The organism is Staphylococcus sp. MZ3, from assembly GCF_018622755.1.
Lineage (GTDB): Bacteria > Bacillota > Bacilli > Staphylococcales > Staphylococcaceae > Staphylococcus > Staphylococcus aureus.
Map to the genome: position 1 here is coordinate 1,798,326 of NZ_CP076026.1, position 13,540 is coordinate 1,811,865.

Genomic DNA, 13,540 nt, shown 5'->3' on the forward strand with positions numbered 1-13,540 from the left:
AGGATAAATTATAAAATGAATTTATTGCCATAATATTTTCGAAATTCTATACTATTATAAAATCTATGAAAATAAGAGGTTTTAAATATGACAACAATTAACCCAACAAACTACACATTATTAAAGAAACAAGCAGCAAGCCTTATTGAAGATGAACATCACATGATTGCTATTTTAAGTAACATGTCTGCCTTATTAAATGATAATCTAGATCAAATTAATTGGGTCGGCTTTTACTTATTGGAACAAAATGAACTTATACTTGGACCTTTCCAAGGACACCCCGCTTGTGTCCACATTCCAATTGGAAAAGGTGTATGTGGTACAGCCGTTTCAGAACGTCGTACACAAATTGTAGCTGATGTTCATCAATTCGAAGGACATATCGCTTGTGATGCTAATAGTAAGTCTGAGATTGTCGTTCCAATTTTCAAAGATGATAAAATTATCGGCGTCTTAGATATCGATGCCCCTATAACGGATCGATTTGATGACAATGACAAAGAACATCTTGAAGCAATTGTTAAAATTATTGAAAAGCAACTCGCATAAAAGGACATCAGCATTTTCAATAAAGTGTTGACAGTTAGCAGGAAAATGTTACAATAATCTTTGTGTGAATTAACGAAAGTAGCAGTTGTATATTATTGAGCGCTATGTTGTTCCCAATGCGGACGTGTCACGTAACTGTCGCTATAAGGTGAAGACACATAAAACAATATATCTTAGTAAGCATGCAACACTCTTTTTTGTTTATTCATAACAACAAAAAAGAATTAAAGGAGGAGTCTTATTATGGCTCGATTCAGAGGTTCAAACTGGAAAAAATCTCGTCGTTTAGGTATCTCTTTAAGCGGTACTGGTAAAGAATTAGAAAAACGTCCTTACGCACCAGGACAACATGGTCCAAACCAACGTAAAAAATTATCAGAATATGGTTTACAATTACGTGAAAAACAAAAATTACGTTACTTATATGGAATGACTGAAAGACAATTCCGTAACACATTTGACATCGCTGGTAAAAAATTCGGTGTACACGGTGAAAACTTCATGATCTTATTAGCAAGTCGTTTAGACGCTGTTGTTTATTCATTAGGTTTAGCTCGTACTCGTCGTCAAGCACGTCAATTAGTTAACCACGGTCATATCTTAGTAGATGGTAAACGTGTTGATATTCCATCTTATTCTGTTAAACCTGGTCAAACAATTTCAGTTCGTGAAAAATCTCAAAAATTAAACATCATCGTTGAATCAGTTGAAATCAACAATTTCGTACCTGAGTACTTAAACTTTGATGCTGACAGCTTAACTGGTACTTTCATACGTTTACCAGAACGTAGCGAATTACCTGCTGAAATTAACGAACAATTAATCGTTGAGTACTACTCAAGATAATACGTTCAATACAAACACCCACAATTGTGGGTGTTTTTTTATTAATTTAAAAATGATAGATTCAAGATTATATGGAGCTACCCTATTTTACAATCAACTTAGAATTTACAAGTCTTATTTGTTTAATTATCTTTAGTATTTCATCATTAGTTTTTAAAATTATCAATTGCGATATACGAATCCTCATCCCTCTATCAAATTACCATTCATCGTCTCACTTAATAAATAATTTCGGATTATCTGTAATTAATCCATCTACACCCATTTGTCTTAATTTTTCTCCAGTTTTCAATTTATTAACTGTGTATGGCATAACCTGTAATTGATGATGATGTGCTTTATCAACAAATTTTCTGGTCACTAATGCATAATTAGGATTAACATAACTAGCAATTTGAGCAATTCTTGAAAAGTTTGGCTTTTTATACCAATAATTACGTTTACTACAAAGCACACCTAATTCATATATACTGCCCAATGTGTTTAACTTTTCGATGCATTCGATATCAAAAGATTGTATAACTACTTGTGTCGCATCGACTTTCTTTTCTTCCAAATATGCCAGCAATTTACATTCTATTTCTGGATATAAATTCGGACTTTTCAATTCAATCAATAGCTTTTTATCATACTTTAAGCATAATGAAAGTACTTCATCTAACGTGGGTATTCGTTCTCCCTTAAAAGCAACATCTTTATAACTACCAAAATCAAATGATTTTAATTGCGATAATGTGTAATCAGCAATACGCCCCTTACCATCCGATGTTCTATCAATTGTTTCATCATGTATCACAACAAAATGTTGGTCTTTGGTCAAATGAACATCTATTTCTAACATAGCAACATTGAGCCCCATTACCTCTCGATAACCGACCATTGTATTTTCAGGAAAATCACTCGGCAATCCACGATGCGAAACAATTTGTAATTCATCTTTCAGTTTATTCAGAGTCATTGATAAGTCACCTTTCTGTTAAACTTTGATAAACTATTCTAAAATTAAACTATCACAATTATATTGGAGGTTAAAGCAATTGCATCAACATGACTTTAAAGTCCAAACTTCTTGGCAAGGTGGTCGTAACAATGTCGGAAACGTTCAAGGCGACATACTTTCAGAGAATATTTCTATACCTGCTTCCTTAGGCGGTGTTGGTATAGGAACAAATCCCGATGAATTGTTAGTATCAGCCGCTTCATCATGTTATATCATCTCATTAGCAGCTACTCTTGAACGTGCAAAGTTCACAGATATTTCAATTGAACAACAATCGATTGGAACAGCTTGTTTAAATAACGGAAAATTCAGTATGTCAAAAATTGAGCACCATCCTCAAATTCAAATTCCAAGTGATCAAATAGCACAATTAGAAAAGCGATTACCAAAATTGATAACAATTGCAGATAATAATTGCATGATTTCAAATGCTGTAAGAAATAATGTGGACATAAAAATCTATCCCATCATTCAGGCCAAATAAAATCGTTAAGTGATAACGTTTGTTCGACAATATAGCGTTATCACTTTTTTAGGCTTTTAAATTTTCAGAAAATTTGCTAAAATAGTGAAATCTTATTTATAGGAGGCATATAAATGTATTATCATCAACCGTTGTTATTAACACCTGGCCCAACCCCTGTACCTGATGCCATTATGAGAGAAATTCAAGCACCTATGGTTGGTCATCGTTCTAAAGATTTTGAAGACATCGCACAACAAGCATTTCAAGGTCTAAAGCCAATATTTGGGAGTCAAAATGATGTACTTATTTTAACATCTAGCGGTACAAGCGTCTTGGAGGCTAGTATGTTGAACATTGTAAACCCTGAAGATCACTTCGTTGTCATTGTTTCAGGTGCCTTTGGTAACCGATTTAAACAAATTGCACAAACTTATTACAAAAATGTGCATATTTATGACGTAACATGGGGAGAAGCTGTAGATGTCAAAGATTTCATCAATTTCCTTTCAACTTTAAATGTTGAAGTGAAAGCAGTATTTAGTCAATATTGCGAAACATCTACGACAGTGCTACACCCTATTCACGAGTTAGGAAATGCCATCAATCAATTTAATAGTAATATTTATTTTGTAGTTGACGGCGTAAGTTGCATTGGTGCTGTTGATGTTGACATTAACAAAGATAAAATTGATGTACTTGTTTCTGGTAGTCAAAAAGCAATTATGTTACCTCCAGGATTAGCTTTTGTAGCTTATAGCCACCGTGCAAAAGAACGTTTCAAAGAAGTAACTACGCCAAAATTTTATCTAGACTTAAATAAATACATTTCGTCACAAGCTGACAATTCTACACCGTTCACACCAAATGTGTCTTTATTTAGAGGTGTAAATGCATACGTTGAAACCGTAAAAGCAGAAGGTTTCAATCACGTAATAGCACGACACTATGCAATTAGAAATGCATTAAGAAGCGCCTTAAAAGCATTAGATTTAACTTTATTAGTCAATGATAAAGATGCATCTCCAACGGTTACAGCATTCAAACCTAATACAAATGATGAAGTGAAAATAATCAAAGATGAACTTAAAAATCGCTTTAAAATAACAATTGCTGGTGGTCAAGGCCATCTTAAAGGTCAAATTTTAAGAATTGGTCATATGGGGAAAATTAGTCCTTTCGATATTTTATCGGTAGTATCTGCTTTAGAAATTATTTTAACTGAACACCGTAAAGTTAACTATATCGGTAAAGGTATATCAAAATATATGGAGGTTATTCATGAAGCAATTTAATGTACTCGTTGCAGATCCCATATCAAAAGATGGTATCAAAGCATTATTAGATCACGAACAATTTAATGTAGATATTCAAACTGGCTTGTCCGAAGAAGCATTAATCAAAATTATACCTTCATACCATGCTTTAATCGTTCGTAGTCAAACTACGGTCACTGAAAATATCATAAATGCTGCTGATTCTTTAAAAGTAATCGCACGCGCCGGTGTTGGTGTAGATAATATTAATATTGATGCTGCAACATTAAAAGGTATTTTAGTTATTAATGCCCCAGATGGTAATACGATTTCAGCTACTGAACATTCACTGGCAATGTTATTATCAATGGCTCGAAATATTCCGCAAGCACACCAATCACTTACAAATAAAGAATGGAATCGAAATGCATTTAAAGGTACTGAGCTTTATCATAAAACATTAGGTGTCATTGGTGCTGGTAGAATTGGTTTAAGTGTTGCTAAACGTGCGCAAAGTTTCGGAATGAAAATACTAGCTTTTGACCCTTACTTAACGGATGAAAAAGCAAAATCTTTAAGTATTACGAAGGCAACAGTTGATGAGATTGCCCAACATTCTGATTTCGTTACATTACATACACCACTAACACCTAAAACAAAAGGCTTAATTAATGCTGACTTTTTTGCCAAAGCAAAACCTAGTTTGCAAATAATCAATGTGGCACGTGGTGGTATTATTGATGAAAAGGCGCTAATAAAAGCATTAGACGAAGGACAAATTAGTCGGGCAGCTATCGATGTGTTTGAACATGAACCTGCAACTGATTCGCCTCTTGTTGCACATGATAAAATTATTGTTACACCTCATTTGGGTGCATCAACAGTCGAAGCTCAAGAAAAAGTGGCAATTTCTGTTTCAAATGAAATCATCGAAATTTTAATTGATGGTACTGTAACGCATGCAGTGAATGCACCTAAAATGGACTTAAGCAATATAGATGATACTGTAAAATCATTCATCAATTTAAGCCAAACAGTTGGTGAATTAGCTATTCAATTAATGTACAATGCACCAAGCTCTATTAAAATTACGTACGGTGGCGACTTAGCCTCTATTGATAGTAGTTTATTAACACGTACAATTATTACTCATATTTTAAAAGATGATCTTGGTCCTGAAGTCAATATTATCAATGCTCTAATGTTGTTAAATCAACAACAAGTGACATTAAATATTGAAAATAATAAAGCAGAGACAGGTTTTAGTAACTACTTAGAGGTAGAACTATCAAACGATAGCGATTCCGTTAAAGTTGGCGCTTCTGTCTTTACAGGTTTCGGTCCAAGAATTGTTAGAATTAATAATTTTTCTGTAGACTTAAAGCCAAATCAATATCAAATTGTGTCATATCATAATGATACTCCAGGTATGGTAGGAAAAACTGGCGCATTGTTAGGTAAATACAATATCAACATTGCATCTATGACTTTAGGTAGAACTGAAGCGGGCGGAGATGCGCTAATGATTTTATCCGTTGATCAACCTGTTTCAAACAATATAATTGATGAACTTAAACAAGTTGGTGAATACAATCAAATTTTCACAACTGAATTGACGGTACAGTCATAAACAATTTATGTAAATTCAAAATGCCAAGAAGACATTGGATTACTTCCATTGCTTCTTGGCATTTTTTCATTATTAATTTCATTGTAACTCAATATGAAACCTTTGGTTCAATCATTCACTTCAAGTTATGCTGTCAAACAACAATCAAATTACAAATTATCTAGTACACCTCTAAGTTCACCTAAATGATTAATAACATAGTCGGCATGATGCGCTTCTAACTCACCTGCAGCATCCTTACCTTTTAAACCTGTTAATGTTCCAATAAACGTTGCACCTATTTTTTGAGCACTTAATAAGTCAGCTAACGAATCGCCTACTATAAATACGTCATCTTTATTTACAATGTTATCTTGCTTATTGATATAAGATTCATATTTATCGCGATTATTACCATATAAAGCTGCGATATAACTAAAAGGATTCGGCTTTCCTAATGGTCGTGCTTGCGGATACATATTCTCTGCTTCTAAAACATCACTTGCTGTTGCAATAAAATCAGCCTCAAAATATGGTAACAATCCTAAATTTTCAAATGGCACAACAGTCTCAGTATAAGGACGACCTGTTGCAATACCTAATTCGAAACCAGCACCTTTTAAATCATTCAGAAGTACCTTAACTTCATCTACTGGTCTCAAAATAATTTCTTGATAAATATAACCTGTCTTAAAAGTAGTTCGTGCTATTTTCTTTTCAACATCTTCATACAACTTCGATCCTAAATACCATTCTTGATAAACTTCTTGCGCTAACGTCCATAATGCACCCTTCAAACTAAATAAAGTAGCATCCGAAACATGTAACTCTGTTGTTGCAAACTCTTCCAAAGCAGCATAAATATTATTTTTACCAACTTTTACATTATCCAAAAATTGTAAAGGTAGTTGTTCATTTAAATTAAAACAGTCTGCTAAGTTTGTGCTTATATTTTGCAACTTCAATTCGACAGGCTCATCTTGATACATGAATGCCTCAATTTCATCATGTGATAACTTTTTCAAAATATCAATTAAATGAATACTAAAAACGATAAATAACATATCCCAATTTGAATTCAGCCCTAGCGATTTTAATTTGTTTAAAATCTTATCTTTTTGAAAAATTCGATTCCTAATGTCTTGTATATCGTTATCAGTCAAAGTTTCCCAATCTATATGTGAATGAAGACCTAAATAACACTTATCCATTAATAATTCATATACCGTTAATGCAGAGACATCGAAACAACGTTCTTCACTTAAAAAAACGCCATCAACATCAAATAAAATTTTCTTCACAATCCCCACTCCATTTCTGAAAATTCAGATATAAATCATTCTACTATTTGACTAAAAAAAGCGCAAACCCTATTGAAGTTGGATTTGCGCTTTAGCTGTTTAAATTTTATAAATGTTTTTCAATTTCATCAGCAACCTGCTGTACGTGTGTACCGACAATAACTTGAGTTGAATGTTTACCATTAACAGTAACACCAACTGCACCGGCGTTTTTAATTTTCTGTTGATCAATAATAGATGTGTCTTTTAACTCTAGACGCAACCTTGTTGCACAATTAGTTAAATTAACAATATTCTCTTGACCGCCTAAACCTTCTAATATTTGTATAGCATGTTGATGATATTTACTTTGTTTAATATCATTTTCACCAGGAGCAATATTATCTTTTACAACTGTTGGATCAACTAATTCATTTTCACCTCTACCAATCGTATTCAAGTTAAATACTTGGATTACTACACGGAAAATCACATAGTATAAGATGAAAAATACAACACCTTGAACAAGCAACATCAATGGATGATTTGATACTGGATTAATTAGTGATAACACATAATCTATCAAACCTGCACTAAATGAAAATCCAGCTGTCCAATGGAATGTAGCTGCGATAAATAAAGATAATCCTGTTAATAACGCATGAACAACATATAAGATTGGCGCAACAAACATAAATGCAAACTCAATCGGCTCTGTAACACCAACGAAAAATGCTGCAACTGAACTCGCTAGGAACCAACCGTAAACTTGTTTTTTCTGAGTCGTTTTAGCTGTATGATACATTGCTAACGCAGCCGCTGGAATACCGAACATCATGATTGGGAAGAATCCCGCTTGATAGCGTCCTGTAATACCTTTTATAGCATCTTTGCCACTTTGGAATTTACCAATATCATTAATACCAATCGTATCAAACCAGAACACACTATTCAGTGCATGATGTAATCCTGTAGGAATTAATAATCTGTTGGCAACACCATATATGAAAGCACCAAACGATCCTAAACCAACTATAGATTCACCAAATTTTACAATCCATGAATAAAGTAGTGGCCATAAGAATAACAATATGACAACTAAAAAAGTACAGTAAAATGCAGTCATAATTGGAACTAGACGTTTACCACTAAAAAATGATAATGCTAATGGTAATTCTGTTTCACTAAACTTATTGTATGCATAGGCTGCTATTAAACCTATTACAATACCAACAAAGACATTGCCATTATTCATCTTTTCAAAAGCTGAATTTATTTCCGAAGCTTTCATTCCTAATAAAGGCGCTAATTTCATTGGTGATAATACAACTGTAACTAAAAAATATCCTAACGTAGCTGCAAGCGCGACTGCACCATCATTTTTCTTTGCCATTCCTATAGCTACACCAATTGCAAATAAAATACCTAATTGCTCTAAAATCGTAGTACCTACCGTAGTAAAGAACATTGCGATTTTCGGCGTCGCATGAAGTGCATTTAACGTATTACCAATTCCGGCAATAATTGCTGCAGCCGGTAAAATGGCAACTGGTAACATTAACGAACGCCCTAAATTTTGGAAAAATTTATACATTGAATGTCATCCTTCTTAAAATAAGGTAGAAATATAAAGATTACTAATGTAACTAGAATAACTACTTCGATACTCCGTTATAGTCACCTAGGCTTACTAACCAGCTATATTTCTACCTCAAGTTATTTTATAAACTTTTTACAATTTCATGCAATTCTTGTTGTAACTTTGCTGTTCGTGTTTCAATCTCTTTTGTAATGTAATCGATACGCTCGTTTCGTTTTAAATCTTTAGGTAAATCGTTAATATCGATTGGTTTACCAATATTTATGTATGCTTGTCCTGTTAAAAGACCATGAATCTTAGTAGGACCAACATAAGCAACAGGTAATATTGGTGACTTACTTAACATTGCAATTGTTGAAGCACCACGTTTCAAAGGTGCACCTTCTTGCGATGTGCGAGAACCTGTTGGGAAGATACCAACTGTCTTATTATCTTTCAACAAATTGATTGGGCGTTTTAAAGTACTAGGTCCTGGATTTTCACGATCTACAGGAAATGCATTTAAAGACGTTAAAAATTTACCAATCCATTTATTTTTGAATAATTCTTTTTTAGCCATATAATGAATTTGATTAGGATATAATGCCATACCTAGCATAATGACTTCGTTATAACTTTCATGCGTACAAGTTACGACATATTTACTATCCTTAGGAATATTATCTTTACCGATTACGTATAATGATTTTGACATTTTAACTAAAATGAAATTCAAAATCTTACTAATCACTGAATACATTGTGCCACCTACTTAACTTATTTGTTTATAACAACTAGATTTTATCACTATATTTTTACTAGAACAAGATAGTCTGAAAATACATCTAAAGTTGTATAGTGTATTACTAGCAATAATTATAAAAAAAAGACATAATTAAAGCATATATAAATCATATAATGGAGGTTAAGTATGTCAGATTTTAATCATACAGATCATTCTACAACAAACCATAGCCAAACACCTAGATACAGAAGACCTAAATTTCCATGGTTTAAAACAGTCATCGTTGCATTGATTGCTGGAATTATTGGTGCACTTCTAGTACTTGGTATAGGCAAAGTATTAAATAGTACAATTTTAAATAAAGATGGTTCAACTGTCCAGACAACAAATAATAAAGGTGGCAATCAATTAGACGGTCAAAGCAAGAAATTCGGTACCGTTCATGAAATGATAAAATCTGTCTCCCCTACAATTGTTGGAGTTATTAACATGCAAAAAGCATCAAGTGTAGACGACTTATTAAAAGGCAAATCATCTAAACCATCTGAAGCTGGAGTAGGTTCAGGTGTTATCTATCAAATAAACAACAATTCAGCTTATATCGTTACAAACAATCATGTTATTGATGGCGCAAATGAAATTAGAGTCCAATTACATAATAAAAAACAAGTTAAAGCGAAATTAGTTGGTAAAGATGCAGTAACTGATATTGCTGTACTTAAAATTGAAAATACAAAAGGTATTAAAGCGATTCAATTCGCCAACTCTTCAAAAGTACAAACTGGCGATAGCGTATTCGCAATGGGTAACCCATTAGGATTACAATTTGCTAACTCTGTAACATCTGGTATCATTTCAGCAAGCGAACGTACGATTGACGCTGAGACAACTGGTGGCAATACAAAAGTCAGCGTTCTTCAAACAGATGCTGCTATTAACCCAGGTAACTCAGGTGGCGCATTAGTAGATATTAATGGTAATTTAGTTGGTATTAACTCAATGAAAATTGCTGCGACACAAGTTGAAGGTATCGGGTTTGCTATTCCAAGTAATGAAGTTAAAGTAACAATTGAACAACTTGTAAAACATGGTAAAATTGACCGCCCTTCGATTGGTATTGGTTTAATTAATTTGAAAGATATTCCTGAAGAAGAGCGCGAGCAACTTCATACTGATAGAGAAGACGGTATTTATGTCGCCAAAGCTGATAGTGATATTGATCTTAAAAAAGGTGATATTATTACAGAAATTGATGGCAAGAAAATTAAAGATGATGTTGATTTAAGAAGCTATTTATATGAAAATAAAAAACCTGGTGAATCAGTCACTGTTACCGTTATCCGTGATGGTAAAACAAAAGAAGTTAAAGTGAAATTAAAACAACAAAAAGAACAACCAAAACGTCAAAGCCGATCAGAACGTCAATCACCTGGCCAAGGCGATAGAGATTTCTTTAGATAATTTACAGACAGAAAAGTACATTAAGAGCCTACTCATTACATTCTTAGGAATGAATATGAGTAGGCTCTAATTTATTTAGCTATGCAATTATATTTATTGATAGTTAACCATGAAGTATTTTTTCTTACCGCGACGAATAATCGTAAATTCGCCATCAATTTTATCTTCTGGTGCTAAAGCATAATTAACATCTTGTTGTCTCTCACCATTAATATAAATCGCACCATTGTTAACATCTTCACGTGCTTGTCGTTTAGAAGGAGAAATGCCTGTTTCAATAAGGACTTCAACGATATTTGTTGTGTCATTTGATAATGTCACTTGAGGCACATCTTTAAATCCATCTTTTAATTCTTTCGCTGATAATGATTTTAAATCACCACTAAATAATGCTTGTGAAATACGGATTGCATCATTTAATGCATCTTCACCATGAATAAATTTAGTTACTTCTTCAGCTAATGTTTTTTGAGCTTCACGTAAATGCGGTGCTTCATTTTTAGATTGTTCTAAGCGATCAATTTCTTCTTTCCCTAAGAAAGTAAAGTATTTTAAGAATTTAATTACATCTTCGTCTGATTGATTAATCCAGAATTGATAAAATTCATAAGGACTTGTTTTTTCAGCATCTAACCAAACAGCACCTGACTCAGACTTACCAAATTTCTTACCATCTGATTTAGTTACAAGCGGAATAGTTAAACCGTATGCGTCTGTTTGACCATACATACGACGCATTAATTCAATACCACTTGTGATATTACCCCATTGATCTGATCCACCTACTTGAATCTTACAATTCAATTCTCTATTCAAATGACCAAAATCAATAGCTTGTAAAATCGTGTATGTGAATTCTGTATATGAAATACCATGTTCTAAACGACTTTGGATTGAATCTTTACCTAACATGTAATTAACGCCGACGTGTTTACCATAGTCACGTAAAAAGCTAATTAATGAAATTTGTCCTAACCAATCTCTATTATTAACAAGCACTGCACCATGGTCTGTTCCAAATTCAAAAATATTGTGCATTTGCTTACTAATACCTTCGATATTTTTATCTACTTGTTCTTCTGTTTGTAGCACACGTTCTTCTGATTTACCTGATGGATCACCAATCATACCTGTACCACCGCCAATTAAAACGATAGGACGATGTCCATGTTCTTGAAAACGTCTTAATGTTAAGAATGGTAGTAAGTGACCAATATGTAAACTATCTGCCGTTGGATCGGCACCGCAGTATAACGTCACTTGTTCTTTATTTAATAAATCTTCAATACCTTGTTCATCAGTTTGTTGATAAATAAGACCTCTCCATTTTAAATCTTCAATTAATACATTCGTCATTATTATTTCCTCCTATTTATAATTATTTATTGAATACTTGTTAAAATACTTTAAAGTTTTTTGAACGTAAAAAAACCCTTACAACAAATATGTAAGGGCGCGATTGCACGTTACCACCAAACTTAAACATAATCATAAGATAATGTTCACTCTATTAATGATACGTTCATTAATAAACGTAGGACATGTTAGTTATAAAGGTGTATTCATATTATTAAAAACACTAGTTCACAGCGACCACTAGCTCTCTGATGATTTCAAATAATATTACTTGTCCTTTTATCCTATTCTTTATGCATTTTCCCTAATTATAATTAACGTTAAAATAAAAGTCAAATTGCTTAAATATGGTATACTATACGTAATTTAGGAGGTTAAAGATGACGAATCAAGACAACAATCATCAATTGAATCATCGTATATATCATTTTGAAAAGATATATAAAGCTATCAAACATGTCATTGTTTTTATATTTATGATTTTCATTGCCATCGTTGCTATCGCTGTGATTGCGATGTCTTTATATTTTCATCATTTAACTAAAACGTCCGACTCATTATCAGATGATGCTTTAATAAAAAAAGTTCGACAAATACCTGGCGATGAATTATTAGATCATAATAACAAAAATTTATTATATGAGTATAACCATTCTCAAAACTCACTCATTATAGGCCCTAAAACATCAAGTCCAAATGTCATTAAAGCATTAACGTCATCTGAAGACACTTTATTTTATAAACATGATGGCATCTTACCAAAGGCGATTTTAAGAGCAATGATACAAGATATTTTTAATACTGATCAAAGTTCAGGTGGTAGCACAATTACACAACAACTTGTTAAAAATCAAGTTCTTACCAACGAAAAAACATATAGTAGAAAAGCAAATGAACTTCGCCTAGCAATTAGATTAGAACACCTACTCTCAAAAGATGAAATTATATATACATATTTAAATATAGTTCCCTTCGGTAGAGATTATAATGGCGCTAATATTTCCGGAATTGCATCCGCTTCATATAGTTTGTTTGGTATTCCACCAAAAGATTTATCAATTGCACAATCTGCATACCTTATCGGTTTGTTGCAAAGCCCTTATGGCTATACACCCTACGAAAAAGATGGAACATTAAAATCGGATAAAGATTTGAAATATAGTATTCAAAGACAACATTATGTATTAAAGCGTATGTTAATCGAAGATCAAATCACTGAAAAAGAATACAACGACGCATTAAAATATGATATTAAATCACATTTGTTAAATCGAAAAAAGCGTTAATTGATGCTCACTTTTTAAAGTAACCACAACAATGCATCCAAATATTAAAAACAGCAGTAAGATTATTTTCAATTAGAAAATTTCTCACTGCTGTTCTTTTTATTTAC

General features: G+C 32.8%; 14 protein-coding genes. 8 read left to right on the top strand and 6 right to left on the bottom strand.

The window, feature by feature from the left end; translation table 11 throughout:
• Positions 1-87: 87 nt before the first annotated feature.
• Positions 88-552 (top strand): free L-methionine (R)-S-oxide reductase MsrC, encoded by a 465-nt coding sequence (msrC, locus tag KI230_RS08645; RefSeq protein WP_000207845.1) that lies wholly within the window; start codon positions 88-90, stop codon positions 550-552.
• 243 nt (positions 553-795) lie between these two features.
• Positions 796-1,398, top strand: coding sequence for a 30S ribosomal protein S4 (gene rpsD / locus KI230_RS08650; RefSeq protein WP_043044394.1), 603 nt, complete (start codon positions 796-798; stop codon positions 1,396-1,398).
• 214 nt (positions 1,399-1,612) lie between these two features.
• On the opposite strand, the gene KI230_RS08655 is transcribed toward rpsD, so the two are convergent.
• Complete coding sequence (locus KI230_RS08655; RefSeq protein ID WP_214958251.1) at positions 1,613-2,356, bottom strand: glycerophosphodiester phosphodiesterase; 744 nt, start codon at positions 2,354-2,356, stop codon at positions 1,613-1,615.
• A gap of 79 nt (positions 2,357-2,435) precedes the next feature.
• Here KI230_RS08655 and KI230_RS08660 point away from each other — a divergent pair, with 79 nt between their 5' ends.
• From KI230_RS08660 to KI230_RS08675, 4 genes are all read left to right on the top strand, one after another.
• Complete coding sequence (locus KI230_RS08660) at positions 2,436-2,882, top strand: OsmC family protein (protein ID WP_043044395.1); 447 nt, start codon at positions 2,436-2,438, stop codon at positions 2,880-2,882.
• 113 nt (positions 2,883-2,995) lie between these two features.
• Positions 2,996-4,156, top strand: a complete 1,161-nt coding sequence (locus KI230_RS08665) for a pyridoxal-phosphate-dependent aminotransferase family protein (RefSeq protein WP_000291417.1) — start codon at positions 2,996-2,998, stop codon at positions 4,154-4,156.
• Positions 4,143-5,747, top strand: coding sequence for a phosphoglycerate dehydrogenase (serA, locus tag KI230_RS08670; protein ID WP_043044397.1), 1,605 nt, complete (start codon positions 4,143-4,145; stop codon positions 5,745-5,747). The genes KI230_RS08665 and serA overlap by 14 nt, the downstream gene beginning before the upstream one ends.
• A 93-nt stretch (positions 5,748-5,840) precedes the next feature.
• Positions 5,841-5,936 (top strand): hypothetical protein, encoded by a 96-nt coding sequence (locus KI230_RS08675; RefSeq protein ID WP_031761395.1) that lies wholly within the window; start codon positions 5,841-5,843, stop codon positions 5,934-5,936.
• On the opposite strand, the gene KI230_RS08680 is transcribed toward KI230_RS08675, so the two are convergent.
• The 3 genes from KI230_RS08680 to KI230_RS08690 form a co-directional block, all read right to left on the bottom strand.
• Positions 5,897-7,027, bottom strand: coding sequence for an HAD family hydrolase (locus tag KI230_RS08680; protein ID WP_000721707.1), 1,131 nt, complete (start codon positions 7,025-7,027; stop codon positions 5,897-5,899). The two genes, KI230_RS08675 and KI230_RS08680, sit on opposite strands and share 40 nt — an antisense overlap.
• 106 nt (positions 7,028-7,133) lie before the next feature.
• The gene (nagE, locus tag KI230_RS08685) at positions 7,134-8,600 is read right to left on the bottom strand and encodes an N-acetylglucosamine-specific PTS transporter subunit IIBC (protein WP_000276367.1); all 1,467 of its coding nucleotides are present in this window, start codon (positions 8,598-8,600) and stop codon (positions 7,134-7,136) included.
• A gap of 127 nt (positions 8,601-8,727) precedes the next feature.
• Positions 8,728-9,345, bottom strand: a complete 618-nt coding sequence (locus KI230_RS08690) for a lysophospholipid acyltransferase family protein (RefSeq protein WP_000287588.1) — start codon at positions 9,343-9,345, stop codon at positions 8,728-8,730.
• A gap of 171 nt (positions 9,346-9,516) precedes the next feature.
• Between KI230_RS08690 and KI230_RS08695 the strand changes: the two genes are divergently transcribed.
• Positions 9,517-10,791: a S1C family serine protease gene (locus KI230_RS08695; RefSeq protein ID WP_001279338.1), complete on the top strand. Its 1,275-nt coding sequence runs from the start codon at positions 9,517-9,519 to the stop codon at positions 10,789-10,791.
• Between the two features lie 93 nt (positions 10,792-10,884).
• Here KI230_RS08695 and tyrS read toward each other — a convergent pair whose 3' ends face one another.
• A complete protein-coding gene (tyrS, locus tag KI230_RS08700) occupies positions 10,885-12,147 on the bottom strand; it encodes a tyrosine--tRNA ligase (protein ID WP_000186029.1) in 1,263 nt (420 codons plus the stop codon).
• A 380-nt stretch (positions 12,148-12,527) separates the two neighbouring features.
• On the opposite strand from tyrS, the gene KI230_RS08705 reads away from it, so the two are divergent.
• Complete coding sequence (locus KI230_RS08705) at positions 12,528-13,433, top strand: transglycosylase domain-containing protein (protein WP_000184370.1); 906 nt, start codon at positions 12,528-12,530, stop codon at positions 13,431-13,433.
• Here the strand turns inward: KI230_RS08705 and KI230_RS08710 are convergent.
• Positions 13,413-13,505 (bottom strand): hypothetical protein, encoded by a 93-nt coding sequence (locus KI230_RS08710; protein ID WP_031761401.1) that lies wholly within the window; start codon positions 13,503-13,505, stop codon positions 13,413-13,415. The genes KI230_RS08705 and KI230_RS08710 overlap by 21 nt on opposite strands.
• Positions 13,506-13,540: the final 35 nt, after the last annotated feature.